This is a genomic window from Pseudomonas sp. W2Aug9 (assembly GCF_023127755.1).
GTDB classification, from domain to species: Bacteria; Pseudomonadota; Gammaproteobacteria; order Pseudomonadales; family Pseudomonadaceae; genus Aquipseudomonas; species Aquipseudomonas synxantha_A.
Genome location: NZ_SPKL01000037.1, coordinates 352876 through 377388 on the forward strand (window position 1 = coordinate 352876; position 24513 = coordinate 377388).

A 24513-nucleotide genomic window follows, 5' to 3' on the forward strand; every position below is an offset into this window, starting at 1 on the left:
CTCAGGCTTCTGCGTTGGCTTTGATCAGGCGGTCGTATGCATCCTGATCCAACAGCTTAGCCACTGCATCGGCGTCGGTTGGTTTAAAGCGGAAGAACCAGCCTTCGCCCATCGGGTCTTCGTTGACCAGTTCCGGGCTGCCTTCGAGTTTGTCGTTCACTTCCAGCACTTCACCGTCCAGCGGCATGTAGACGCCGCTGGCGGCTTTGACCGATTCCACGGTGGAGGCTTCGGCGCCCTTGTCGTAAGCCTGCAACTCCGGCAGTTGCACGAAAACCACATCACCCAGCGCGTTCTGCGCAAAAGCGGTGATACCCACGGTGACGCTGCCATCGGCTTCGGCGCGCAGCCATTCGTGATCTTCAGTGAAACGCAACTCGCTCATGGAAACTCCTCAGGGCCAGAATCGTCTGGTGGACGGGATTGGAATAATGGGGAGTTGCTTAGCAATATTGCGGCCAAGGTTATTAATTCGTTATAAATCAACAGGTTAATAAAATCGGTTATGACGTTAGTGCATTTGGCTGTAGCGATTTCGCTACAGTCGAGTGCTTGAAAAAAAGCCTATGTGGATCAAAGCCTTGCATGGCGCGTAAAAAACAGGGTTGTAGCGATATCGTTACGCTGTAGCGCTTTCAGTACACTGAATGTCGTTCCTGGACCAAATTTTGGAATGCTCTCCAAATGTGGGAGGGGGCTTGCTCCCGATAGCGGTGTATCAGTCAAAGATTTATGGCTGACACACCGCTATCGGGAGCAAGCCCCCTCCCACATTTGTTTGTATTCCAACTTGAATCAGGGCTTGTTGGGGATGCCGTACTTGCGCAAGCGATGGGCAATCGCCGTGTGGGAAGTCTGCAATCGGCTGGCGAGCTGGCGCGTCGAGGGGTAGCTGGCGTAGAGCTTTTCCAGCAGATCGCGCTCGAAGTCTTCCACCGCCTGTTCCAGGCTGTCGACTTCGCCATCGCTCTGGCGCGCCACCGACGTACCGGCGATGTCCAGGTCGCCGATGTCTACCAGGCTGCCCTCGCAGATGGCGGCGGCGCGGAAGATCACGTTTTGCAGCTGGCGCACATTGCCCGGCCAGCGGTTGCCCAGCAGCGCTGGATAGGTGCCGGGCGCCAGGCGGCAGACCGGGCGCTGGATCTGCGCGCAGGCTTGCTGCATGAAATAGCGGGCCAGCAGCAGGATGTCCTGGCCGCGTTCGCGCAGTGGCGGCACTTCAACGTTAAGCACGTTGAGGCGGTAGAACAGGTCTTCGCGAAAGGTGCCCTCACTGACCATTTTTTCCAGGTCGCGGTGGGTGGCGCTGAGGATGCGCACATTGACCTTCACCTCACGGTCACCGCCCACCCGGCGAAAGCTGCCGTCGTTGAGAAAACGCAGCAACTTGGCTTGCAGGTACGGCGACATCTCGCCGATCTCATCGAGAAACACCGTGCCCTGGTTCGCCAGTTCCATCAGCCCTGGCTTGCCACCGCGCTGGGCGCCGGTAAAGGCGCCCGGGGCGTAACCGAACAACTCGCTTTCGGCGAGGTTTTCCGGCAGCGCCGCGCAGTTCAACGCCAAAAACGGTGCACTGTGGCGCGTGCTGATCGCGTGACAGGCGCGGGCCACCAGCTCCTTGCCGGTGCCGGTTTCGCCCTGGATCAGCAGCGGTGCATCCAGCGCCGCCACCCGTTGTGCCCGTGCCTTGAGGGTGCGGATCGCCGGGGATTCGCCCAGCAGAGCATCAAAACCTTCGGCATGGTCGTGGTGCAGCGCCGATAGCTGTTCGCCGATGCGGTTGGGCTGGTAGAGGGTGAGCAGGGCTCCGGCGTCGGTGATCGGCGTGGCGTCCAGCAGCAGGGTCTGGCCATTGACGCTGATCTCGCGCAACGGCAAGCGAAAGCCATGCTCCAGCAAGGTCTCCAGCAGCGCGGGGTCGTTGAACAGCTCGGCGATGCTTTCGCCGGCCGGTTCGCGCCCGTACAGCGCGATCAATGCCGGGTTGGCCAGCAAAATCTTGCCCGCGCTGTCCAGGGCCAGCACCGGGTCGGTCATGGCTGCCAGCAGGGCGTCCAGTTGCAGGTGGCGGCGTTGGCCCGGAAGGATGTCGACCACCTTCACCGCTTGCACGCCGTGCACGCTGAACAGCGCATCGCGCAGTTCTTCAAGCACCTCGGCGCTGAGGGTGGGTGCGTCGATATAGACGTTGGGCGGCACCATCTCCACCGCATCCAGGTTGAGATTGCGCCCACCGAGCAAGGCCAGGACTTCCTGGGTGATACCGACGCGGTCGATGAAGCTGACGTGGATACGCATGGGGCGATTGGCAATTCTGGAGAGCAGAGGCGGCAAGTATGCCTTGGCGCGGGGCGCAGGTGAAATCTGACAAATGATGGAGATCAAAATGTGGGAGGGGGCTTGCTCCCGATATAGTTGGATCAGCCAATCAACCTGTGGCTGACACACTGCTATCGGGAGCAAGCCCCCTCCCACATTTTGAACTGTATTGTGTCAGTGCAGGCGTGTTACTCCAGGTGTTCGGGTTTGACCGGGTCGCCTGGCTTCACATCCAACTGATGCCGCACGTCCTCAAACATCAAGTCGTACTGCTTGTGCATCGAGCCGTTCAACACCGCGACCTTCGGCATGCCGTATTTCTGCGCGATGTTCATCGCATGCCGCGCAAAGTCGAATGCCTGGTCCTTGGGCAGGAAGAACTCCTCCTTGAGGTCCTTGCCCTGCACCGAACCGTGCAGTTTGAATAACATGCCTTTGCCTTCCTTGGGGTCCTGGCTGACTTCATAGTCGATGCACAGGTTGTAGCTGTAGTCGTCCTTGTTGAGCGCGTGACGTTCGACGTGCAAGTGACCGGGTTCAAAGATGGCCATAGGCGTTTCTCCTCTACTTCACAGATAGGTGATGCCAGGTTTGGCCGTGCTGATGCGAGTGCCGGCGCTGCCCTGGACGATGGCTTCGATATCCGAGAGTGAACCGATCACCGCGGTTTTGCCAGTCTGGCGGGCGAACTCGCAGGCTGCCTGTACCTTGGGGCCCATGGAGCCCGCGGCGAAGCCGAGTTTTTCCATGTCGTCCGGGTGGGCCTGGCCGATGGCCTTCTGGGTTGGCTTGCCGAAGTCGATAAAAGCGGCATTGACGTCGGTGGCGATTACCAGCAGGTCGGCGTCCAGTTGCGCGGCCAGCAGCGACGAGCACAGGTCTTTGTCGATCACCGCTTCAATGCCGCGCAGCTTGCCGTCTTCGCCATACATCGTCGGGATGCCGCCGCCGCCGGCGCAGATCACGATGGCTTTTTTCTCCAGCAGCCACTTGATCGGGCGGATTTCAAAGATGCGTTTAGGGCGCGGGCTGGCAACCACACGGCGGTATTTGTCGCCATCGGGGGCGATGGCCCAGCCTTTTTCGGCGGCGAGTTGTTCCGCTTCGGCTTTGGCATACACCGGGCCGATAGGCTTGGTGGGGTTCTGGAAGGCGGGGTCCTTGGCGTCCACTTCCACCTGGGTAAGCAGGGTGGCGAACGGCACTTCAAAGTCCAGCAGGTTGCCCAGTTCCTGTTCGATGATGTAGCCGATCATGCCTTCGGTTTCAGCGCCCAGTACGTCCAGCGGGTAGGGTGAGACGCTGGTGTAGGCCGCCGCCTGCAACGACAGCAGGCCGACTTGCGGGCCATTGCCGTGGGCGATCACCAGTTCGTTGCCGGCGTGGATCTTGGCGATCTGTTCGGTAGCGATGCGGATATTGGCGCGTTGGTTGTCTGCGGTCATGGGTTCACCACGGCGCAGGAGGGCGTTGCCGCCCAGGGCTACGACGATGCGCATAATGCAATCCTTTTAGGGTGTGAGCAGAGCCCAATGTGGGAGGGGGCTTGCTCCCGATGGCGGCAGGACAGTCAATCTATCTATAGCTGAGCCACCGCTATCGGGAGCAAGCCCCCTCCCACATTTTTGAACCCTGTTCCGACAGTGAGAGTTAGATATCCGCCAACGCCGACACCAGGATCGCCTTGATGGTATGCATGCGGTTTTCCGCCTGCTCAAACGCGATATTGGCCGGCGACTCGAAGACTTCCTCGGTCACTTCCACACCATTGGCCAGGTGCGGATAGCGCGCCGCGATGTCCTTGCCGACCTTGGTTTCGCTGTTATGGAACGCCGGCAAGCAGTGCATGAATTTCACCCGGGGGTTGCCCGAGGCTTTCATCATCTTCGCGTTGACCTGGTACGGCAGCAGTTGCTCGATACGCTCGTCCCACGCTTCCACCGGCTCGCCCATGGACACCCAGATATCGGTGTGGATGAAGTCCACGCCCTTCACTGCTTCTTTCGGGTCTTCGGTGATGGTGATGCACGCGCCGCTTTCCTCGGCAAATGCCTGGCATTGCTTGATGAAATCCTCGTGCGGCCACAGCGCTTTCGGCGCGCCGATGCGCACGTCCATGCCGAGCTTGGCGCCGATCATCAGCAGCGAGTTGCCCATGTTGTAGCGGGCGTCCCCCAGGTAGGCGTAGCTGATGTCATGCAGCGGCTTGTCGCTGTGTTCGCGCATGGTCAGGGTGTCGGCGATCATCTGGGTCGGGTGGAATTCGGCAGTGAGGCCGTTGAACACCGGCACACCGGCGAACTTGGCCAGCTCTTCGACGATTTCCTGTTCGAAGCCACGGTACTCAATGGCATCGAACATCCGACCCAGGACGCGGGCGGTGTCTTTCATGCTTTCTTTGTGGCCGATCTGCGACGACACCGGGTCGATATAGGTGACGTGGGCGCCCTGGTCATGGGCCGCGACTTCGAAGGCGCAGCGGGTGCGGGTCGAGGTTTTTTCGAAGATCAACGCGATGTTCTTGCCTTGCAGGTGCGGACGCTCGGTGCCGGTGTATTTGGCGCGTTTGAGGTCGCGGGACAGGTCCAGCAGGTAGTTCAGTTCGCGAGTAGTGTGGTGCATCAGCGACAGCAGGCTGCGGTTGCGCATATTGAAAGCCATGATGGAATCTCCTTAATAGTCGATAGGGTCGCGGATGATCGGGCAGGTCATGCAGTGGCCGCCGCCACGGCCACGGCCGAGCTCACCGGCGCTGATGGTGATGACTTCCACACCGGCCTTGCGCAGCAAGGTGTTGGTGTAGGTGTTGCGGTCGTAACCGATCACCACGCCGGGTTCCACGGCCACTACGTTGTTGCCGTCATCCCACTGCTCGCGTTCGGCGGCGAAGCTGTTGCCGCCGGTCTCGACCACGCGCAGGGCCTTGAGGTTGAGCGCTGCGGCGACGGTTTCGAGGAAGTTGGTTTTCTCCCGTTGAATGTCGATACCGTGAGGCTTGCTTTCGTCAGGGCGCAGGGTGAACGGCACGATCTGGTTGACCACTTCCGGGAAGACGGTGACCAGGTCGCGGTCGCAGAAGCTGAACACGGTGTCCAGGTGCATCGCTGCGCGGGATTTGGGCAGGCCGGCCACGATGACGCGCTCCACCGCTTTGTTCTTGAACAGGTTGCGCGCCAGTTGGCCGATGGCTTGGTGGGACGAGCGCTCGCCCATGCCGATCAACACCACGCCATTGCCAATCGGCATCACGTCGCCGCCTTCCAGTGTGGCAGCGCCGTGCTCCTGGTCGGGGTCGCCGTACCAGATCTGGAAGTCCGCGTTGGTGAACTCCGGGTGGAACTTGTAGATGGCGGAGGTCAGCAGGGTTTCCTGGCGTCGGGCCGGCCAGTACATCGGGTTGAGCGTTACGCCGCCATAGATCCAGCAGGTGGTGTCGCGGGTGAACTGGGTGTTGGGCAGCGGCGGCAGGATGAAGCTGGCGTGGCCGAGGAAGTCGCGGAACATCTCGATGGTCTTGCCACCAAAGCTGCTCGGCAGGTCATCGGCCGATACGCCACCGATCAAATACTCGCTGATCTTGCGCGGCTCCAGGCTACGCAGCCACGAGCCGACTTCGTCGACCAGGCCCAGGCCCACGGTGTTGGCGGTGATCTTGCGTTGCAGGATCCAGTCCAGCGCTTCGGGGATGGCGACGATATCGGTGAGCAGGTTGTGCATTTCCAGCACATCAATATCCCGCTCGCGCATCTTGGTCACGAAGTCGAAGTGGTCGCGTTTGGCCTGGGCCACCCACAGCACGTCATCGAACAGCAGCTCGTCGCAGTTGTTGGGGGTCAGCCGCTGGTGGGCCAAACCTGGGGAGCACACCATGACTTTGCGCAGTTTGCCGGCTTCGGAATGTACGCCGTACTTAACTTTTTCCGTGGTCATTACAGATCCTCCAGTGAACATACAATTACAGAGTCAGGAAGCCGTCGTAGAGCCCATAGGCCGCCACCAGGGCGCCAATGACCACTGCGGCAAAAATCAGCTTCTCGACGTTGGTGAAAATCGGTTTGCCCAGTTCACGCTTGGCCTTGGCGAACAGGATCGCGCCGGGGGCGTAGAGCAGGGCGGAGAGCAGCAGGTACTTGGTGCCGCCGGCATAGAGCAGCCAGATCGCGTAGATCAGGGCGACGGCGCCGATGAACAGGTCTTTCTTGCGCTCCTTGAGCGCGTTTTCGTAGGTTTCGCCGCGCACCGCCAGCAGCAGGGCGTAGGCCGCCGACCACAGGTAAGGCACCAGGATCATCGAGGTGGCGAGGTAGATCAGCGACAGGTAGGTGCTCGCGGAAAACAGGGTGATCACCAGGAATATCTGAACCATCGCGTTGGTCAGCCACAGGGCATTGACCGGCACATGGTTGGCGTTTTCCTTGCGCAAGAACTCCGGCATGGTGTGGTCCTTGGCGGCGGCAAACATGATCTCCGCACACAGAAGCACCCACGACAGCAACGCGCCCAGCAGCGAGATGATCAAGCCGACGCTGATCAGCACCGCACCCCAGTGGCCCACCACATGCTCAAGCACGGCAGCCATCGACGGGTTCTGCAACTTGGCCAGTTCCGGTTGGGTCATGATCCCCAAAGACAGCACGTTCACCAGCATCAGGAACAGCAGCACGGTGATAAAACCGATCACGGTGGCCTTGCCCACGTCGCTGCGTTTCTCGGCACGGGAGGAAAAGATGCTCGCGCCTTCGATGCCGATGAACACCCACACAGTGACCAGCATCATGTTGCGCACCTGGTTCATCACGCTGCCCAGGTCAGGGTTTTTTACCCCCCAGATGTCTGCGGTGAAGATGTCCAGCTTGAACGCGAATAGGGCGATGAGCACGAACAGCAGCAGCGGCACCACCTTGGCAACGGTGGTCACCAGGTTGATGAACGCTGCTTCCTTGATGCCGCGCAGCACCAGAAAGTGCACCGCCCACAGCAGTACCGAGGCACCTATCACCGCCGCTGGCGTGTTGCCTTCGCCAAAGATCGGGAAGAAGTAACCCAGGGTGCTGAACAAGAGTACGAAGTACCCGACGTTGCCCAGCCAGGCACTGATCCAGTAACCCCAGGCCGATGAGAACCCCATGTAATCGCCAAAACCGGCCTTGGCGTAGGCGTACACCCCGCCGTCGAGATCGGGCTTGCGGTTGGCGAGGGTCTGGAACACGAATGCGAGGGTCAACATGCCGATGGCGGTGATCACCCAACCAATCAACACGGCGCCTACGTCGGCACTGGCGGCCATGTTTTGCGGGAGTGAAAAGATCCCGCCGCCAATCATTGAGCCCACGACAAGTGCAACCAGCGCACCAAGCCTAAGTTTTCCGGGAGAATCAGACATTGCGTGACTCCAATGCAGGAGAAGAGAGATCACAGAATAATTCCGTGCGCTAATAAAACAGCTGACTCAGATCAGTTCATTGGCACATTCCATTGTGAATTAACGACTTAGGGTGGAAGTTGCGGGGCGACACGGCCTGTGCAAAGGCGCTCGCTAGAGCGGTCTCCTACAATGTGGTTAATCATTTGGTCTGGGGCATGGGTGTTGAAGCTAGTTCGTATTTGCGAATGTGCAAACTTTTTGTATGTTGCCTGACGAGCGCTTCATAATTGCCGTATTTAAATTCTAAATAAGCCTAAACTTCCTGCGTTTACATACCCTTATGTTATGAAACGCTAGCGTCATTAAATTGAATTAGTTGAGTGCGCGGTGGTCGGCTCAAACATTTATTGCGAGGAACCTGCATGTCCCAACCAGCCCAGAAACTTCGGCTCAGTGCCCTGATCGCCCTGGTAGTAGGTTCGATGATCGGCGGCGGGATCTTCTCGCTCCCGCAAAACATGGCGGCCCGCGCCGAAGTAGGCGCGGTGCTGATCGGTTGGGCCATTACCGCGGTTGGCATGTTGACCCTGGCGTTTGTGTTCCAGACCCTGGCCAACCGCAAACCGGAACTGGATTCCGGGGTGTACGCCTACGCCAAGGCCGGCTTCGGCGATTACATGGGGTTCTCCTCGGCCTGGGGCTACTGGATCAGTGCGTGGATGGGCAACGTCGGCTATTTCGTGTTGCTGTTCAGCACCCTGGGTTACTTCTTCCCGGCGTTCGGTCAGGGCAATACACCACTGGCCATCGGTTGTGCATCGCTGTTGCTGTGGGCGGTGCATTTTCTGGTGATGCGCGGAATCAAGGAAGCGGCGTTCATTAACCAGATCACCACCGTGGCGAAGATCGTGCCGCTGCTGATGTTTATCGTGATTGCCGCCGTGGCGTTCAAGGCCGACATCTTCACCCGTGATATCTGGGGCCTGGGCAACCCGCAGATGGGCAGCGTGGTCGAGCAGGTGCGCCACATGATGCTGGTCACGGTGTTTGTGTTTATCGGTATCGAAGGCGCCAGTGTGTACTCGGCGCGGGCCGAGAAACGCTCGGATGTGGGGCGCGCGACGGTGATTGGTTTCCTGGGCGTGCTGGCGCTTCTGGTGCTGGTGAATGTGCTGTCGTTGGGCATCATGGGCCAGCCGGAACTGGCGCAGTTGCAGAACCCGTCCCTGGCGGGCGTGCTGGAGCATATTGTCGGGCCCTGGGGCGCAGTATTGATCAGCCTCGGCCTGGCGGTTTCGCTGCTCGGGGCATTGCTTTCGTGGGCGTTGCTCTGCGCGGAAATCCTCTATGCCACTGCCCATGACAAGACCATGCCGGCGTTCCTGAAAAAGGAAAATGCCAATCAGGTGCCGGTTAACGCGTTGTGGCTGACCAATGTGATGATCCAGGCATTTCTGGTGATCACGCTGTTTTCGGCCAGTACCTATACCACCCTGATCTACCTGGCGTCTTCGATGATTCTGGTGCCGTACCTGTGGTCGGCGGCCTATGCGGTGCTGTTGAGCGCGCGCGGCGAAACCTATCAAGGCGCTCAGCGCCGACGCATGAAGGATCTGCTGGTAGGCTTGATTGCCCTCGGTTACGCGGTGTGGCTGTTGTATGCGGGCGGTTTGAAATATTTGCTGCTGTCGGCGCTGCTGTATGCACCGGGTGTGATCCTGTTTGCCCTGGCCAAGCGGGAGCAGGGCCGCCCGTTGTTTACCTCGCTTGAAAAAGGCATTTTCGGTTGTGTGATCGCGGGCGCCGGGTTGGCTGCGTACGGGCTGTATAGCGGGGTATTGTCGCTGTGAGGTTGGCGTATCAACCGCCTTACGACTGGGCGGCGATGGTGGAGTTCTTATCGGCCCGGGCAATCACCGGGTTGGAAACCGTGGTGGCCGGAGTGTATCGACGCAGCATCAGTGTGGCCGGGCGACATGGCTGGATCAGCGTCGCGCCGGGGGCGGGGGATTGGCTGGAGGTGACGGTCGACTTTCCCGAGCCGGTCGCGCTGCCCGAGATCGAGCGGCGCCTGCGCAGGATGTTCGATCTGGATGCCGTGCCCGCCGTGATCAACCTGCAATTGGCCAAGGACCCGTTGATGGCGCAACTGGTTGCGGCTCGACCAGGGCTGCGGTTGCCGGGTACATGGGACGGCCTGGAGTTGGCCATTCGCGCAGTGCTGGGCCAGCAGATCACGGTGGCGGCGGCGATCCGGTTGGCGGGCAAGCTGGTGGCGCAGTATGGCCAGCCGTTGCAAACCCCCCACGCCGGTATTACTCACCTGTTCCCGGCACCCGAGGTGCTGGCGGCGGCGGACCTGGCGGCCCTGGGCATGCCCAAGGCGCGAGGCCGCACCTTGTCCGGTGTGGCCCAGGCGTTGTTGGATGACCCTCGGATTTTCGAGCCCAAGGCCAGTCTCAAGGACGGTGTTGCACGCTTGGTGGCATTGCCGGGGATTGGCGATTGGACCGCGCAGTACATCGCCATGCGCCAGTTGCGCGAGGCGGATGCGTTTGCGTCGGGGGACATCGGCTTGATCAATGCGCTGACGGCGCTGGAAGGCGGGCCGGTGTCGGCACGGCAGTTGCTGGCGCGGGCAGAGGCGTGGCGGCCGTTGAGGGCGTATGCAGCGCAGCATTTGTGGACGTCGTTGAACCGCGGGGATTGATGGGGGCTGTACTGGCCTCATCGGGACATGGGTATCTACACAACTTCTGGTATGGCGCTGTAGCTGTGGGAGGGGCGGTGCGACGATTCGACTTGCTCCCGATGGCGGCCTTAGGGCCGACCAGGATGCCGGATCAAACCGAGTACATATCCGTTATTTAGGTAACGGCCACTTAGGGTTCCGCTCTTACAGCGGCTCACTTTTGGAAGGACCCAAAAGTAAGCAAAAGGTCCTCGCCCCACCACTCGGCACCTCGCTCAGGCTCGGTGTGCCCGTAATCCGACAGGGATTTGGGGGGCCGCCGCCACGCGCCATCCATGGCGCGGGGCGGCTAAACCGGCATCCCTGCCGGTTTACCCCCAAAATCCCTGTCGAATTCCGGCCAGCGTGGTTTAACGGGGCGCCCAAGATCAAAAACAGATCAAGAGCGGCTCGCTTCGCATCGTGGTTACTGGTGACTGCTACGAAGTTGTGTAGATACCCATGCTCATCGGGGGCAAGCCCCCTCCCACATTTGATGTGTGAATACATTCAAAAGTGGGAGGGGGCTTGCCCCCGATGGCGGTCTTCAGTTCACCACTGAGGCCGGTGCGCGCCCAATTCCCCTGCCGGCAAATCCCACTGCAACGGCGTGCCACTGATGCTCAGCGGCGCCAGTAACCGATGGGCCTGGCCCCAGGTGGTCTGCTCTACCACCAAGCCTTGATCATTGATGTCTTCGCCGCGCAACGCTGCGTGCTGCGGCACCTGTCCTGCGTCCACCAGCAATTTGGCCGTGCGCGCCAGTGACAACCGCGCCGAACCGCCCCGACCTGACGCAAACCGCTCGCTCAAGGCCTGGATCGCACTGGCGGCCATCAGGTAACCGGTAGCGTGATCCAGCGCCTGCACCGGCAGCGGCACGGGCTTATCCGCTTGCTTGCAGGCCATGCCCGCCTCGGCGATCCCGCTGCTCATCTGCACCAGGCTGTCAAAACCGCGACGGTTACGCCACGGGCCACTCCAGCCATAGGCATTGAGGCTGACGTCAATCAGGCCGGGGGCGATATGTTGGCGCTCGCCGAGGGTGTAACCCAGCTGTTCCAGTGCATCGGCGCGGTAACCATGGAACAGTACGTCAGCGTCCTTGAGCAAGGCTTCGAATACCTGCCGGCCTTCAGGGCTTTTCAGGTCGAGGCGGGCACAGCGCTTGCCCAGGGTCATCTCCGGTACCACGCCCGGTTCGTTCCAGGTTGGCGAATCAATGCGCAGTACATCTGCACCCAATCCGGCGAGGAAACGACTGGCCACGGGGCCGGCCAATACGCGGGTCAAGTCCAGCACCTTGATACCCGCCAGCGGGCGCGCAGGTGAGCCAAGCCAGGGTTTGTCGATACCAGGGTCGAAGACCTGACGCTGTATCAACTCTTCGGCATTCACCGCCAAGCCTTGCGGATGCTGCTGCCAGGCTTGCCACGTACGCATCTGCGCCGCACAACCGCCGGCGTCGACAATGGCCTGTTCCAGTTCTGCGGCGTTCCATGTAGCGACTTTGGTCGCCATCTCGGCGCGGTCGGCCACAGGCCCAAGCACCCGTTCGGCCGCTGCACGGTGATGGGGTGCGTTGGTGTGCAGACGAATCCAGCCCTCGGCGCTGGCGTAGTCACCGGCCACTGGGTCCCACAGCGGCGGTACTTGCCAACCCACTGGGCGAATCGACGAAGAAAACCACAGCGAGGCGAGACGCCGATCCACGCTGACGCTGGGCAGCCGCCCGGTCTGTTGCTGGATCAACTGGGCAACAGCCTGGCCAGCGGCGCCGATGCTGGCGACGGCCAGGTCGGTCACGGCGAAGGACGAGGGCAGCGCGCCTGCCGAGGTCTCGGGCAGCGCAATGTGCGGTAAATCGAGTGCAGCTTGGATGGGAGTCAGCAGGTCAGTCATCTAAGGCCCTCCGTAAGAGAAGGGCCACTATAGAAGAACATCACACCGGTGTGGCAGCCCCTGGGACCAAGGGCAGTTCGATGCTGGCGACAAAACCGCCGTCGGGATGATTGGCCAGGATCAGGGTGCCGCCATGGCGCTCGGCAGCACGGCGGGCGATGGCCAGGCCCAGGCCATGACCTTGCGCAGTCTGGCCCGGCGCACGGTAAAACGGCTCGCCCAGTTGGCCCAGGTGTTCGGTTTCAACGCCGGGGCCGTGGTCGCGTACGCTGATCAGAATGCGCCCGTTTTGATGCTGGGCCTGCAATTGAATCGGTTGGCCGGCCGGGTTGAAGCGTTGGGCATTGCGCAGAAGGTTATCCACGGCGCGCTCGATCATGGTCGGCCAGCCCTTGAGCCGCAGGTCGACGTCGGTGCTGAGGTGCACCACTTGCTCGGGCGCGCCGAGCTGGGCGTCCTTTTGCAGGGTCTTGAGCAATGGGTTGAGGTCAATGTCTTCGGCGCTGGCGTTGTCGGCGTCGACCCGCGCCAGGACCAGGATTTCGCTGATCAAGGCTTCCAGGCGGTCGCATTCGCGGGTCAGGCGCGGCCAGAGTTTTTCCCGCTCTTCGGGGCTGGCGCGCTCGGCCAGGGCCAGGGCGATACGCAAGCGTGCCAGGGGCGAGCGCAGTTCGTGGGACACGTCGCGCAGCAACTGGCGCTGGCTACCGATCAGGCTTTGCAGGCGCGCGCCCATGCGGTTGAAGTCATTGGCCAACACACCGAATTCGTCGCGCCTGTTGGCCAGTTGCGCCAGGCTGTTTTGTTGATAGGTGGTTTGCCCCAGGTCATGCACCGCGCCGCGCAGGCGGCTGAGTGGGCGGGTGATGGACAAGGTCACCAGCAGGCTGAACAGGGTCAACACCACCAGGGTGATTGCCAGGGCACTGAGCGGCCACAGCAGGCTACTGCGGTGCCAGGCTTCCAACTCCGGGTGGGGAATGCGGTAGATCAGCAGGTAGGTGTCGCCGGTTTTGTCGCTGGTGTACTCGGCGGTCAGGCGCCGCCAGGGCAGGTGGCCGTCCTGGCTGTCATTCTGCCGGGCTTCAAAGGCGGCGGCGCGACGCGGGAAGGTACCGCGCACCACCGGCTCGCCGCTCTCGTTAAGCACTTGCACATCGATGTGGTACTGGCGTTTGCGCTGTTGCAGCAAGTCCTGGGCGGCGTCCTCACCCTGGGCTTCGTAGAGTTGCGTCCACTCTTGCGCCAGGTTGTTCAGGCCGGGGTGGCGGCTGAGAATCCAGGCGTCCTGGTTGAGCATATGCCCAAGCAGAATCGACAACCCGCCAACCAGGGCGATGGCCAGCCAGAAACTCGCCAGGATACGCCAGAACAATGAACGCACAGGAAACCCTCAAACAGGAAAAGCCCAGTGGTGTGAACCACTGGGCCGTAGGCATTACGTTTGCATTATTGCGCTTTTTGCGCTTGCTGGGCTTTCCATTCCTGGAATTGCTTCCACTCGGCGCGGCGCTCGGCTTGCTTTTTGACGATCTCGTCGTATTGCTTCTGCTGGTCAGGCTTGAGCACGGCGCGGATATTGGCCTGGGTTTTCTGCTTGCCGGCGGCGATCTCGTCCTGCATGGCTTTCTGGTCAGCGGCCGGGAGTTTGTCCAGGTACTTTTGGGTCAGGTCTTTGCGAGCGTGCCATTGGTCACCCATCAGCTTGCGGATCTGCTCACGCTGTTCCTTGCTCAAGTCCAGCTGGCTGAACGGGCCGCCTTTACCACGCGGGCCGTGTTCGCCGTGGCCAGGGCCGCCCATCATGTGGCCTTCGTGCCCGCCCATCGGGCCCGGGCCTTCAGGCATGGCCATGGCGACGGTAGGCAGTGCAGCGGCGAGCATCAAAGCGATAAGGGTCTTGCGCATGGTGATTCTCCTGTCTCTATTCCGGTGAGTCCGGATGTGAGTAGGTTACGCAGAGCAAGGTCAGCCGCCGTCAGCGGAGGGTAAAGATTTGGTAAGGCTGCCTCTAGAGGCTGTAATAGTAGCCGCGACTGCGCAGCGCCACGATCCGCGGCCGGCCATCCGGGTGCGGGCCGATCTTTTTGCGCAGGTTGCTGACGTGCATGTCCAGGCTGCGATCGTAAAGGGTCAACTTGCGGCCCAGGGCGATCTGCGCCAGTTCCTGTTTATCGAGGGGCTCGCCGGGCTGGCGCAGCAAGGCTTCGAGCAGGCGGCTTTCGGAGACGGTCAGGGTGAACTCCTGGTCATCGATGCTCACCACGCCGCGCACCGGGCTGAAGCACAGGTCGCCCAGCTCAAGCTGGGTCGAGACCGCGGTCGGGTGGCTGCGGCGCAATACGGCACGCAGGCGGGCGGTCAGTTCGCGCGGATCGCAAGGCTTGGCCAGGTAGTCGTCGGCGCCCAGCTCCAGGCCGAGGATGCGGTCCAGGGGTTCGCCCCGCGCCGAGAGCATCAGCACCGGCAGTTCCGGGTGGTCGTTGCGCAGTTGCTTGAGCAGCTCCAGGCCGCTGCCGTCGGGCAACATCACGTCGAGCACCACCGCCGCCGGGGCGGCTTCGGCCAAGGCTTTGCGGGCGCTCAGGCCATCGTGGCAGGCGCGCACCTGGAAGCCTTCCTGGCTCAACCAACTGTTCAGCAGCTCACAGAGCTCCTGGTCATCATCTATCAGTAACAGCTCGCTCATGACTCACTCGATTTAGCCATTGTCGACGGCGACGACCCCACCGGTGCCGCCGTGAGCCATTAGGAGTGCGCCGAAACGATTAGGTTCGACGCAGCCGGGTTCAAGGCAGGACTTGCTTGAACGGCTTGATCACCACATCAGCGTAGACGCCTGCGGCGACATAGGGGTCGGCCTTGGCCCAGGCCTGGGCGTCGGCCAGGGAGGCGAACTCGGCGACAATCAGGCTGCCGGTGAAACCGGCGTCGCCCGGGTCATTGCTGTCGACCGCCGGGTGCGGGCCGGCCAGTACGATACGGCCTTCGGCTTGCAGCTGTTTAAGGCGCTCGACGTGGGCAGGGCGTACGCTCAGGCGTTTTTCCAGCGAGTTGGCAATATCGGTGGCAATGATGGCGTAGAGCATGTCAGTCCTCGGTTTTCGGCGTGGTAGGCGCGGTGTCATGCAGGTGACGCGACAGGTAGATCCCCTGGCCGATCAGGAACAATACGGTCATGCCCAGGCTGCCGAACACCTTGAAGTCGACCCAGTAGTCCTGGAAGGTAAAGGCCACGAACAGGTTGGCGGCACCGCAGAACAGGAAAAACACGATCCAGGCCACGTTCAGGCGCACCCACACCGGTTCCGGCAAGGTCAGCGCGTGGCCCATGATCCGCTTGATCAGCAGGCGGTCACCGATGAAGTGGCTGCCGATAAAGACCAGGGCAAACAGCCAGTTGACCACCGGGGCTTTCCATTTAAGGAAGGTTTCGCTGTGGAAGGCCAGGGTCAGTCCGCCAAAGACCAGGCAGGCGATAAGGGTCAGCCATTGGCTTTTTTCCAGCTTGCGCTGGGAGATGAAGATGGCGCCGTAGACCACGATGGAGCTGATGATCAGTACGGCAGTGGCACTGTAGATACCCCCGAACGACAGCTCGTGACCGGCGATTTCGATGACCCTGGGGTCGAGTTTGGTAACGATGAAAAACAGCAACAGCGGGATGAAGTCGATGAATTGTTTCACAGTAAGAGCCAGAAGCTGGATGTGGCGGCATAATAACAAACATCCTTGGTTGCGATAGCGCCAGCTGACTTGAGGTTACATACCCACGTGAATGTTGATTTGCACTGCCACAGCACGGCCTCCGACGGCGCCCTGGCGCCCGCGGTACTGGTTGCGCGTGCGTTTGAAAAAGGCGTGCAAGTGCTGGCGTTGACCGACCACGACACCCTCGAGGGTCTCGATGAAGCCCGCGAAGCCGCGCGTTCTTTGGGCATGCAACTGGTCAACGGGGTGGAATTGTCCTGCACCTGGGGCGGCGCCACCATTCATGTACTTGGCTACGGTTTCGATCAGAATGCCCCGCCGTTGGTGGCGGCCATTGCCCAATTGCACGATGGCCGCTGGCTGCGGTCCGAAGAAATAAGCCGCAAGCTCAGCCTTAAAGGTATGCCCGGCGCCCTCGACGGCGCCCGTGCCATCCAGCAGGAACTGGGGGACAGCGGCAACGCACCGGCCCGTCCGCACTTTGCCGACTGGATGGTGCGCGAAGGCTATGTCAAGGATCGCGCCGAAGCCTTTCGCAAATGGCTGGGGGCCGGCAAGTTGGGCGATGTGAAGCTGCATTGGCCGACCCTGGAAGACACCGTCCAGACTTTGCGGGCTTCCGGGGCCTGGGTCAGCCTGGCGCATCCCTGGCATTACGATTTCACCCGCAGCAAGCGCCGCAAGCTGATCAGCGACTATATTGGTGCGGGTGGCCACGCGATCGAGGTGGTCAACGGGCATCAACCGGCGGAACAGGTCGGCAGCCTGGCGATCCTTGCCCGCGAATTTGGTCTGCTGGTCAGTGCCGGCAGTGATTTTCATGGCCCAGGCGGCTGGTCCGAGATTGGCGAGTATCGCCAGGTCCCGGAAGATCTGCCGCTGTTGTGGGGGCGATTCAAGCATGACCCCATTATTGCCACCGTCTGAACAGGTAGAGCACGTGAGTCAATTCTTCCAGATTCATCCGGAAAACCCTCAGGCGCGCCTGATTAAACAGGCCGTGGAGATCATCCGAGCCGGCGGCGTGGTGATCTATCCAACTGATTCGTCCTACGCCATCGGTTGCCAGATCGGCGACAAGGGCGCGGTCGAGCGTGTAAGGCGCCTGCGCCAGCTGGACGACAAGCACAACTTCGCACTGATTTGCAGCGACTTGTCTCAACTGGGCCTGTTCGCCAAGGTCGACACCGGTACGTTCCGCCTGCTCAAGGCCCATACGCCGGGGCCTTATACCTTCATTCTCAATGCCACCCGCGAAGTGCCGCGGCTGTTATTGCACCCCAAGAAGCGCACCATCGGCCTGCGCGTGCCGGAACACCCGATAGCCCTGGCGCTGTTGGCCGAGCTGGGTGAGCCGCTGATGAGCGTGTCGTTGATCCTGCCCGGTGAAACCGAACCGTTGTACGACCCTTACGAAATGCGGCGCCTGCTGGAAAAGCATGTCGACCTGATCATCGATGGCGGCTACGGCGGCAACAAAGCCTCGACGGTGATCAACCTGGCTGACGGCGAGCCTGAAGTGGTGCGTGTGGGCTGTGGCGATCCGGCGCCATTTATGGTCGAGGCCTGAATGTCGGCCGTGGAAACCGCTGATCCCCAGGCCGGCGCCCAGCAGGAACTGCCGTTCGCCATGGTCTATGGCCAGGCGGTCATGGAAATGCCCCTGGACCTGTACATTCCACCGGATGCCCTGGAGGTCTTCCTGGAAGCCTTCGAAGGCCCGCTGGACTTGCTGCTGTACCTGATTCGCAAGCAGAACATCAATATCCTCGACATCCCGGTGGCAGAAATCACCCGTCAGTACATGGGCTACGTCGAGCTGATGCAGTCGGTGCGCCTGGAGCTGGCCGCCGAGTACCTGGTGATGGCCGCCATGCTCGCCGAGATCAAGTCGCGCATGTTGTTGCCGCGTTCGGAGACCGTCGAAGCCGAAGAGGATGACCCGCGCGCCGAACTGATCCGCCGCTTGCAGGAGTACGAACGCTTCAAGGCCGCCGCCGAAGGCATTGACGGCCTGAGCCGCGTGGGCCGTGATGTGGTGGTGCCCAAGCTCGACGCACCCGAGGCCCGTGCGCGCAAATTGCTGCCGGACGTGAGCCTGGAAGAATTGCTGATGTCCATGGCCGAGGTGCTGCGCCGTGGCGATATGTTTGAAAGCCACCAGGTCAGCCGCGAAGCGCTGTCTACCCGCGAGCGCATGAGTGATGTGCTGGAGCGCCTCAAGGGTGGTGGGTTTGTGCCGTTTGTCGAGCTGTTCACCGCCGAAGAAGGCCGACTAGGTGTGGTGGTGACCTTTATGGCGATCCTCGAACTGGTCAAGGAATCCTTGGTCGAGCTGGTGCAGAATGAGCCTTTTGCGGCTATCCACGTGCGGGCGCGAGCCGAATAACGAGCTGAATCGATGAATCTGACTGAACCCCGCGAACTGGCACCCTTGCTGGAGGCCTTTCTCCTGGCCTCGGGTAAACCGCAATCCCTGGAGCGCCTGTTCGAACTCTTTGAAGAAGCTGAACGCCCGGAGCCGCCGGTATTCAAGAAGGCGCTGGAGATCCTGCGCAAGTCCTGCGACGGCCGTGCCTTTGAGTTGCGCGAAGTGGCGTCGGGTTATCGCCTGCAGATCCGTGAGAAGTTTTCGCCGTGGGTGGGGCGCTTGTGGGAAGAGCGGCCGCAGCGTTATTCGCGGGCAATGCTGGAAACCATGGCGCTGATCGCCTATCGCCAGCCGATTACCCGTGGCGAAATCGAGGACGTGCGTGGTGTGGCGGTCAACAGCCATATCGTCAAGACCCTGCTGGAGCGCGAGTGGATCCGCATCGTGGGTTACCGCGACGTGCCCGGCAAACCGGCGATGTTCGCCACCACCAAGGTGTTCCTCGATCATTTCAACCTGAAGAACCTCGACGACCTGCCGCCCCTGGCTGAACTGCGCGAAATGGAGGCCGAGCCGGTGCTCGACTTCGACGATGCGCCGGTGCCGCAAAGCCTGCAGGAACTGGCCGATGCCAGCGCCGAGCCGGAGGAGCCCAAGGACGAAACCAGCTTCCATACGCTGCTGTTGGAGCTCGATGATATGGAGCAAGGGATCAAGACTGATTTTGACGACCTCTTGCGTGATGCTGCCGACGAGCCGCAGACCGAGGTGAACGTTGAACCCGAGCCCGAAGTCGAAGAAGACATCCTCGGCGTCGCCGATGCCCGGGAAAAACTGCTGGCCGCCGTCGCCGCCCTGGAACAGCCGCCGCTCAGCGACGAAGAAGACGAAGCCCGGGCGCTGGCCGAAGCCATCGAAAACGAACGCCGCCAACTCGAAGACTGACGCAATAAAAACTGTGGGAGGGGGCTTGCTCCCGATAGCGGAGTGTCAGGCAGCAGATGCATCAACTGATCCACTGCTATCGGGAGCAAGCCCCCTCCCACATTGGATCTCCACTGTCTGGGAGAAAACATGAGTTCCACCAAAGACCCGTGCATCAGCATCTGCAAGTTCGCCGACGACATCTGCGTCGGTTGTGGCCGCAGCAAGCGCGAAATCCGCGCCTGGAAGAAGCTCGACAAAGTCGACAAGCGCACGGTGCTGGCTGAAGCCGAGCTGCGATTGCTGGCGCTGGGTGCCACCGGTCGGCGGAAAAGCAAATGACTTGGGCGTTATCGACTAGTCTGTGATGCGCAACACGCGCCATGCGCGTATGATTCGCGACCCCTTGCCGACCTATTCGGCCAAGGCCCCGCTTTCAAGACCCCTCAGGCCACGCCTGAATCGACCCACCGGGAGGTGCTTACGATGAATGACCAAGACCAGAAAGACCAGGAAATCGGCCCAGCAGGCGAAAAGCTGCAAAAAGTGCTGGCGCGTATCGGCGTGGGCTCGCGCCGCGACGTCGAAGCCTGGATTACCCAGAAGCGCATCAAGGTCAACGGCGTCGAGGCTACCCTCGGCCAGCGCGTCGACCTGCACGATGCAATCACCATTGATGGCAAGGTCATCAAGCGTGAAGAGGCCGCCGAATCGGTGCGCCGCGTGATCATGTACAACAAGCCCGATGGCGAAATCTGCACCCGTGACGACCCGGAAGGCCGTCCGACCGTGTTCGACAAGATGCCCAAGCCCAAGGAAGGCCGCTGGATCAACATCGGTCGTCTGGACATCAACACCACCGGCTTGCTGATGTTCACCACTGACGGCGAACTGGCCAACCGCCTGATGCACCCGTCCTACGAGATGGATCGTGAATACGCCGTGCGTGTACGCGGTGAAGTCGATGACGAGATGATCGAACGCCTCAAGGCCGGCGTGGTGCTGGAAGACGGCCCGGCCAAGTTCACCGACATCAAGCAGGCGCCAGGCGGCGAAGGTTTCAACCACTGGTACCACTGCGTGGTGATGGAAGGGCGTAACCGTGAAGTGCGTCGCCTGTGGGAATCCCAGGGGCTGGTGGTCAGCCGCCTCAAGCGCGTGCGTTTCGGCCCGGTGTTCCTGAACTCCGACCTGCCGATGGGCCGCTGGCGCGAAATGAGCCAGTACGAAGTCGACATCCTCAGCGCCGAAGTTGGCCTGACGCCGGTCGCCATGCCGCAGATGAACGCCAAGAGCAAAGACAAGCTTGAGCGTATGCAGCGTAAATCGTCGCGCCCTGTTGCGCGTACCGAGCGCGTGGCTCGCACCCTGCGCCCGGCGCTGAATGCACCGGCAACCGGCGGTCGTATTTCTCGCGAGCCGCAGATCGAAGGTGAGCGTCGCCCAACCGCACCGTCCCGCCAGGAAGGTGATCGTGCACCACGCACACCGCGCCCGGCCCGTGGCGAAGCGCCAAGCGGCGGTCGCAGCAACCGTGGTGAAGCCGATCGCCCGGCCGACAATGCCAGTACCAAGCGTCCAGCCAAGCCAGCGGCGAACAAGCGCCCTGGCCCGAAACTGGTAGCTGATGAACCATCTGGCAAGCGCCGTGGCGCCCCGGCAGGTTCGGGTCAGCGTCCTGGTTTTGGTCGCAAGAAGCCGCAGTGATGCGTTAAGCGCTGCATAAAAACGCCAACCCTAGGGTTGGCGTTTTTTTTGATCTGAATTTGAAATGCAATCAACTGTGGGAGCTGGCTTGCCTGCGATAGCGGTGAGCCAGTCACCTTTGTGCTAACTGACCCACCGCTATCGCGGGCAAGCCCGGCTCCCACAGGGATATCTACACGTCTGATGATCTTTTAAAAGGCAAAGGAGCCATCAAACACTGGCTTGTCATCCAGCGCCAACACCCCACTGGCAAAGATCAAATCCAAGTGATGACTGCCTTTCTGCCCGCCGCCCAGGCCCAGGTGCAGCCCGCAATGGCGCTCCTCGAACCCGGCATTGCGCGCATACAGATCCTTGACCCCTTCGTTGGTGCCAATCCCCAGCTCCTCCACCCGACGGTTGGACGGGTTGGCATTCAGGTACTTGTTGAAATCATCCGCCAGCCCCGGCACGTCGCTGGCCACGCTGCAAATGGTCGAGTTCTCGATCCACAATTCCAGCGGTGATTGCAGCACGCCGTATTTGCGCGCAAACGGAATAGTGCTGAGGAAGGTACCGACAAACCGCACCTGGCCGTTGATGGCTTCACTGTGGGTGGCGATTTCGCCGGGGGCCAGGTCGTGGTTGCCGACGCCGTTGATATTGGTCCACTTCTTGATGCTGCTCATCGGCGCTTCAAGACGTGAACCGTGCTTGTCGGTAAAGCTCAGTACATTGGCCTGGGACATGCGTCGGATCAGCGTGGCGTTAAGGTCGGCAATACGCTGTGGCTCGACGCTGAAGGTGTCGTAGAAGTAATCACCATAATCCTTGAATAGCAGGGATTTCTTCCAGTGCTCGGCCATCACGCCGTGCAGGGCGCGGATAAAGTCCGGGCCTTCGGCGCGTGGGTTGGGCAGGGTGGAGGAGTCGTAGAGAAACAGGTACAGGTCACAGTCTTCGATGGCTTGCACCAGGGCTTCGCTGGGAGCCAGGTCCAGGCGTTGCAACTGGAAGTTGAAGCGGGCGGCGCTGCCGTGGGTGATTGCCTGGGCGATGGCGTCGTAGCGTTCGGTATGGCCCAGCAGCACGGTGGGGCGACTCAGGCCGCTGAGGGCTGGGTGGTGTGCGAGGTAGTAGAGAAAGTGTTCGACGGCGCGGGCCTTGTCCATGACGGGTGTCCTTCTGTGCCTTGGGTAAGGGGGCAGGTGCCGTGCACAGCACCTGCCGGATGCCTGCCGGGTATTAGAAAGGCCACATCGCGGTGCCGAAAGGCACAACGGCATCGGCTTGCATCATTTCAACGGCGGCCTCATGGGTCGGCGCTTCAAACCAATCGTCGAGTTGCAGTTCGGTTTCCAGGTCTTTTTCCAGTGCTTGCATGGTGCATCTCCTAGAGGACGTTGATTGAGAACGGCTTGCCCGCGGGCTTCGTGGGCAAGTGGAAAGAACCTAGAAGAGAGTGTTTCAAAATGCAAAAAAAATATTGACACGGTTTCATTTGGATTTTTTCTTCTGTTTTTGGCGAGCTATTTTTTATTCAGAAAAAACAGCGTATTGGCTGAACCGTTTATTCAGAAAATCCCCACTGACAATTTTCCGTTGGCTGTCCATAAAACCTGGCTGTAACGCAGTGTTTCCGCATTGTAACGATAAGTTTACGAATTTGCCCCGGGAGTCTTGGGCGACCTGTAGCTGTAAGGATTGGCTGACAGTTTGTCGCGTGCACTCTGTTGGGGCGTGCCGAAGCTGTCGAGCGGTGTACAATGCGCCGCGTTTTACTGTGACCCCCCTTGCGTACCCACGCAAAAGGCCAAGACCTCAGGGTTCGATCCCCCTGATCATTCCGCCTGGCCACGAGCCGGACGGGTTCGATTTCGTCACAGATAAAAACAAACAGGTGACGTATGACCATTAGAAAGACGCTGTACTCCTGGTGCCTGCGCTGGGGTTTGAACGGCGCTGCTTGAGTTGGTAATTCAAGGCAGCAACCTGCATTCATATCCTCAAACCTTGCGTGAGACCCTTTCATGAGTGGAACCCATTCCTCTTCAGGCGAGCTGAAACGCGGCCTGAAAAATCGGCATATCCAGTTGATCGCCCTCGGTGGCGCCATCGGCACCGGTCTGTTCCTGGGCTCGGCCGGGGTGCTCAAATCCGCCGGCCCGTCGATGATCCTGGGCTATGCCATCTGCGGCTTTATCGCCTTCATGATCATGCGCCAGCTTGGCGAAATGATCGTCGAGGAGCCGGTAGCCGGTTCGTTCAGCCATTTTGCCCACAAATACTGGGGCGGTTTCGCCGGCTTTCTGTCGGGCTGGAACTGCTGGATTCTTTACATTCTGGTGGGCATGTCGGAGCTGACCGCTGTCGGCAAATACGTGCACTACTGGTGGCCGGAGATCCCGACCTGGGTGTCTGCGGCGGCCTTCTTCGTACTGATCAACGTGATCAACCTGGCCAACGTCAAGGTCTTCGGTGAAGCCGAGTTCTGGTTTGCCATCATCAAGGTGGTGGCAATTGTCGGCATGATTGCCTTGGGCAGCTACCTGCTGGTCAGTGGCAGCGGCGGCCCGCAAGCCTCGGTGAGCAACCTGTGGGACCACGGCGGGTTTTTCCCCCATGGTGTTGGCGGGTTGGTGATGGCCATGGCGATCATCATGTTCTCGTTCGGCGGCCTGGAAATGCTCGGTTTTACCGCCGCCGAAGCCGATCAACCACGCACCGTGATCCCCAAGGCGATCAATCAGGTGATCTACCGTATCCTGATTTTCTACATCGGCGCCCTGGTGGTGCTGTTGTCGCTGACGCCGTGGGACAGCCTGCTGGCGACCCTCAACGCCTCCGGCGATGCCTACAGTGGCAGCCCGTTCGTGCAGGTGTTCTCGATGCTGGGAAGTAATACCGCCGCGCATATTCTCAACTTCGTGGTGCTGACGGCAGCGCTGTCGGTGTACAACAGCGGCACCTACTGCAATAGCCGTATGTTGCTGGGCATGGCCGAGCAGGGCGACGCGCCCAAGGCCCTGGCGAAGATCGACAAGCGTGGCGTGCCGGTGCGGTCGATCCTGGCCTCGGCGGCGATAACCCTGGTGGCGGTGCTGATGAACTACCTGATGCCCCATAACGCGCTGGAACTGCTGATGTCGCTGGTGGTGGCCACGCTGGTGATCAACTGGGCGATGATCAGCTTCTCGCACTTCAAGTTCCGCCAGCACATGAACCGCACCGGCCAGGTGCCGCTGTTCAAGGCGCTGTGGTATCCGTATGGCAACATTATCTGCGTGGCGTTCGTGGTGTTTATCCTGGGCACCATGTTGATGATTCCGGGCATTGACCGCTCGGTGTACGCGATCCCGGTGTGGGTGGCGTTCATGGGGGTGTGTTACTGGATCAAGAACAAGCGGGCGCAGCAGTCCATGGATATGGCGGTCCCCGCGGTGAAGTAAGCGTCAATGTTGTTAAGCAGACCCGGCCTTGTGCCGGGTTTGTTGTTTG

General features: G+C 60.7%; 24 protein-coding genes. 9 read left to right on the forward strand and 15 right to left on the reverse strand.

All coding sequences use genetic code 11. The features are described 5' to 3' along the window. Position 1 precedes the first annotated feature (1 nt). The 7 genes from gcvH to arcD (E3O56_RS26175) form a co-directional block, all read right to left on the reverse strand. Positions 2-385 carry a glycine cleavage system protein GcvH gene (gene gcvH, locus E3O56_RS26145; RefSeq protein WP_248129189.1) on the reverse strand — a complete coding sequence of 128 codons (384 nt, stop codon included), beginning with the start codon at positions 383-385 and terminating at the stop codon, positions 2-4. A 410-nt stretch (positions 386-795) separates the two neighbouring features. Beyond that, positions 796-2304 carry a sigma-54-dependent transcriptional regulator gene (locus E3O56_RS26150; protein ID WP_005790844.1) on the reverse strand — a complete coding sequence of 503 codons (1509 nt, stop codon included), beginning with the start codon at positions 2302-2304 and terminating at the stop codon, positions 796-798. 209 nt (positions 2305-2513) lie between these two features. Beyond that, a complete protein-coding gene (locus E3O56_RS26155) occupies positions 2514-2876 on the reverse strand; it encodes a DUF5064 family protein (RefSeq protein WP_005790842.1) in 363 nt (120 codons plus the stop codon). Between the two features lie 18 nt (positions 2877-2894). Beyond that, entirely contained in the window at positions 2895-3824 is a 930-nt protein-coding gene (gene arcC / locus E3O56_RS26160; protein ID WP_248092655.1) for a carbamate kinase, read from the reverse strand. 151 nt (positions 3825-3975) lie between these two features. Then, complete coding sequence (locus E3O56_RS26165) at positions 3976-4986, reverse strand: ornithine carbamoyltransferase (protein ID WP_248129190.1); 1011 nt, start codon at positions 4984-4986, stop codon at positions 3976-3978. 12 nt (positions 4987-4998) lie between these two features. Then, entirely contained in the window at positions 4999-6255 is a 1257-nt protein-coding gene (arcA, locus tag E3O56_RS26170; protein ID WP_005790835.1) for an arginine deiminase, read from the reverse strand. A 25-nt stretch (positions 6256-6280) separates the two neighbouring features. After that, positions 6281-7708 (reverse strand): arginine-ornithine antiporter, encoded by a 1428-nt coding sequence (arcD, locus tag E3O56_RS26175; RefSeq protein WP_032879725.1) that lies wholly within the window; start codon positions 7706-7708, stop codon positions 6281-6283. 404 nt (positions 7709-8112) lie between these two features. Here arcD (E3O56_RS26175) and arcD (E3O56_RS26180) point away from each other — a divergent pair, with 404 nt between their 5' ends. Next, on the forward strand, positions 8113-9540 hold the full coding sequence (gene arcD, locus E3O56_RS26180) for an arginine-ornithine antiporter (RefSeq protein WP_248092657.1): 1428 nt from the start codon (positions 8113-8115) through the stop codon (positions 9538-9540). Beyond that, a complete protein-coding gene (locus E3O56_RS26185) occupies positions 9537-10400 on the forward strand; it encodes an AlkA N-terminal domain-containing protein (RefSeq protein WP_248129191.1) in 864 nt (287 codons plus the stop codon). Before arcD (E3O56_RS26180) ends, E3O56_RS26185 begins: the two co-directional genes overlap by 4 nt. A 573-nt stretch (positions 10401-10973) precedes the next feature. On the opposite strand, the gene E3O56_RS26190 is transcribed toward E3O56_RS26185, so the two are convergent. The 6 genes from E3O56_RS26190 to E3O56_RS26215 all read right to left on the reverse strand — a co-directional run bounded on the left by E3O56_RS26190 (position 10974) and on the right by E3O56_RS26215 (position 16010). Then, positions 10974-12323, reverse strand: a complete 1350-nt coding sequence (locus E3O56_RS26190) for a CoA transferase (protein WP_248129192.1) — start codon at positions 12321-12323, stop codon at positions 10974-10976. A 40-nt stretch (positions 12324-12363) separates the two neighbouring features. Then, a complete protein-coding gene (locus E3O56_RS26195; protein WP_032879728.1) occupies positions 12364-13707 on the reverse strand; it encodes a HAMP domain-containing sensor histidine kinase in 1344 nt (447 codons plus the stop codon). Positions 13708-13772: 65 nt separating this feature from the next. Continuing rightward, entirely contained in the window at positions 13773-14231 is a 459-nt protein-coding gene (locus tag E3O56_RS26200; RefSeq protein WP_005790823.1) for a hypothetical protein, read from the reverse strand. A gap of 103 nt (positions 14232-14334) precedes the next feature. Further along, positions 14335-15012, reverse strand: coding sequence for a response regulator transcription factor (locus E3O56_RS26205; RefSeq protein WP_078822169.1), 678 nt, complete (start codon positions 15010-15012; stop codon positions 14335-14337). Positions 15013-15112: 100 nt separating this feature from the next. After that, positions 15113-15412, reverse strand: coding sequence for a YciI family protein (locus E3O56_RS26210; protein ID WP_005790820.1), 300 nt, complete (start codon positions 15410-15412; stop codon positions 15113-15115). Between the two features lies 1 nt (position 15413). Beyond that, complete coding sequence (locus tag E3O56_RS26215; protein ID WP_005790819.1) at positions 15414-16010, reverse strand: septation protein A; 597 nt, start codon at positions 16008-16010, stop codon at positions 15414-15416. Between the two features lie 87 nt (positions 16011-16097). Between E3O56_RS26215 and E3O56_RS26220 the strand changes: the two genes are divergently transcribed. The 6 genes from E3O56_RS26220 to rluB all read left to right on the forward strand — a co-directional run bounded on the left by E3O56_RS26220 (position 16098) and on the right by rluB (position 21036). Continuing rightward, entirely contained in the window at positions 16098-16961 is an 864-nt protein-coding gene (locus tag E3O56_RS26220; protein WP_078822167.1) for a PHP domain-containing protein, read from the forward strand. 13 nt (positions 16962-16974) lie between these two features. Next, positions 16975-17604 (forward strand): L-threonylcarbamoyladenylate synthase, encoded by a 630-nt coding sequence (locus tag E3O56_RS26225; RefSeq protein WP_003193796.1) that lies wholly within the window; start codon positions 16975-16977, stop codon positions 17602-17604. A 120-nt stretch (positions 17605-17724) separates the two neighbouring features. After that, complete coding sequence (locus tag E3O56_RS26230; RefSeq protein WP_164365898.1) at positions 17725-18423, forward strand: ScpA family protein; 699 nt, start codon at positions 17725-17727, stop codon at positions 18421-18423. A gap of 12 nt (positions 18424-18435) precedes the next feature. Next, positions 18436-19350: an SMC-Scp complex subunit ScpB gene (scpB, locus tag E3O56_RS26235; RefSeq protein WP_032879731.1), complete on the forward strand. Its 915-nt coding sequence runs from the start codon at positions 18436-18438 to the stop codon at positions 19348-19350. Positions 19351-19479: 129 nt separating this feature from the next. Beyond that, positions 19480-19671 (forward strand): DUF1289 domain-containing protein, encoded by a 192-nt coding sequence (locus tag E3O56_RS26240; protein ID WP_032879732.1) that lies wholly within the window; start codon positions 19480-19482, stop codon positions 19669-19671. A gap of 144 nt (positions 19672-19815) precedes the next feature. Next, the gene (rluB, locus tag E3O56_RS26245; protein WP_005790814.1) at positions 19816-21036 is read left to right on the forward strand and encodes a 23S rRNA pseudouridine(2605) synthase RluB; all 1221 of its coding nucleotides are present in this window, start codon (positions 19816-19818) and stop codon (positions 21034-21036) included. A gap of 191 nt (positions 21037-21227) precedes the next feature. Here the strand turns inward: rluB and E3O56_RS26250 are convergent, their stop codons facing one another. Then, positions 21228-22187: a hypothetical protein gene (locus tag E3O56_RS26250; RefSeq protein WP_032879733.1), complete on the reverse strand. Its 960-nt coding sequence runs from the start codon at positions 22185-22187 to the stop codon at positions 21228-21230. Positions 22188-22260: 73 nt separating this feature from the next. Further along, positions 22261-22398 carry a hypothetical protein gene (locus E3O56_RS26255; RefSeq protein WP_003237751.1) on the reverse strand — a complete coding sequence of 46 codons (138 nt, stop codon included), beginning with the start codon at positions 22396-22398 and terminating at the stop codon, positions 22261-22263. A 647-nt stretch (positions 22399-23045) separates the two neighbouring features. Between E3O56_RS26255 and E3O56_RS26260 the strand changes: the two genes are divergently transcribed. Further along, a complete protein-coding gene (locus E3O56_RS26260) occupies positions 23046-24464 on the forward strand; it encodes an amino acid permease (RefSeq protein WP_122733632.1) in 1419 nt (472 codons plus the stop codon). The last annotated feature ends 49 nt before the right edge of the window (positions 24465-24513 follow it).

Excerpts from the sequence above, each read along its gene's own strand:
- E3O56_RS26155 (WP_005790842.1), bottom strand. The coding sequence starts at position 2,876 with ATGGCCATCTTTGAACCCGGTCACTTGCACGTCGAACGTCACGCGCTC.
- E3O56_RS26210 (WP_005790820.1), bottom strand. The coding sequence starts at position 15,412 with ATGCTCTACGCCATCATTGCCACCGATATTGCCAACTCGCTGGAAAAA.
- E3O56_RS26150 (WP_005790844.1), bottom strand. The coding sequence starts at position 2,304 with ATGCGTATCCACGTCAGCTTCATCGACCGCGTCGGTATCACCCAGGAA.
- arcA (WP_005790835.1), bottom strand. The coding sequence starts at position 6,255 with ATGACCACGGAAAAAGTTAAGTACGGCGTACATTCCGAAGCCGGCAAA.
- arcD (WP_032879725.1), bottom strand. The coding sequence starts at position 7,708 with ATGTCTGATTCTCCCGGAAAACTTAGGCTTGGTGCGCTGGTTGCACTT.
- E3O56_RS26260 (WP_122733632.1), top strand. The coding sequence starts at position 23,046 with ATGAGTGGAACCCATTCCTCTTCAGGCGAGCTGAAACGCGGCCTGAAA.
- arcC (WP_248092655.1), bottom strand. The coding sequence starts at position 3,824 with ATGCGCATCGTCGTAGCCCTGGGCGGCAACGCCCTCCTGCGCCGTGGT.
- E3O56_RS26205 (WP_078822169.1), bottom strand. The coding sequence starts at position 15,012 with ATGAGCGAGCTGTTACTGATAGATGATGACCAGGAGCTCTGTGAGCTG.
- E3O56_RS26250 (WP_032879733.1), bottom strand. The coding sequence starts at position 22,187 with ATGGACAAGGCCCGCGCCGTCGAACACTTTCTCTACTACCTCGCACAC.
- arcD (WP_248092657.1), top strand. The coding sequence starts at position 8,113 with ATGTCCCAACCAGCCCAGAAACTTCGGCTCAGTGCCCTGATCGCCCTG.
- scpB (WP_032879731.1), top strand. The coding sequence starts at position 18,436 with ATGAATCTGACTGAACCCCGCGAACTGGCACCCTTGCTGGAGGCCTTT.
- gcvH (WP_248129189.1), bottom strand. The coding sequence starts at position 385 with ATGAGCGAGTTGCGTTTCACTGAAGATCACGAATGGCTGCGCGCCGAA.
- rluB (WP_005790814.1), top strand. The coding sequence starts at position 19,816 with ATGAATGACCAAGACCAGAAAGACCAGGAAATCGGCCCAGCAGGCGAA.
- E3O56_RS26255 (WP_003237751.1), bottom strand. The coding sequence starts at position 22,398 with ATGCAAGCACTGGAAAAAGACCTGGAAACCGAACTGCAACTCGACGAT.
- E3O56_RS26165 (WP_248129190.1), bottom strand. The coding sequence starts at position 4,986 with ATGGCTTTCAATATGCGCAACCGCAGCCTGCTGTCGCTGATGCACCAC.
- E3O56_RS26200 (WP_005790823.1), bottom strand. The coding sequence starts at position 14,231 with ATGCGCAAGACCCTTATCGCTTTGATGCTCGCCGCTGCACTGCCTACC.
- E3O56_RS26190 (WP_248129192.1), bottom strand. The coding sequence starts at position 12,323 with ATGACTGACCTGCTGACTCCCATCCAAGCTGCACTCGATTTACCGCAC.
- E3O56_RS26240 (WP_032879732.1), top strand. The coding sequence starts at position 19,480 with ATGAGTTCCACCAAAGACCCGTGCATCAGCATCTGCAAGTTCGCCGAC.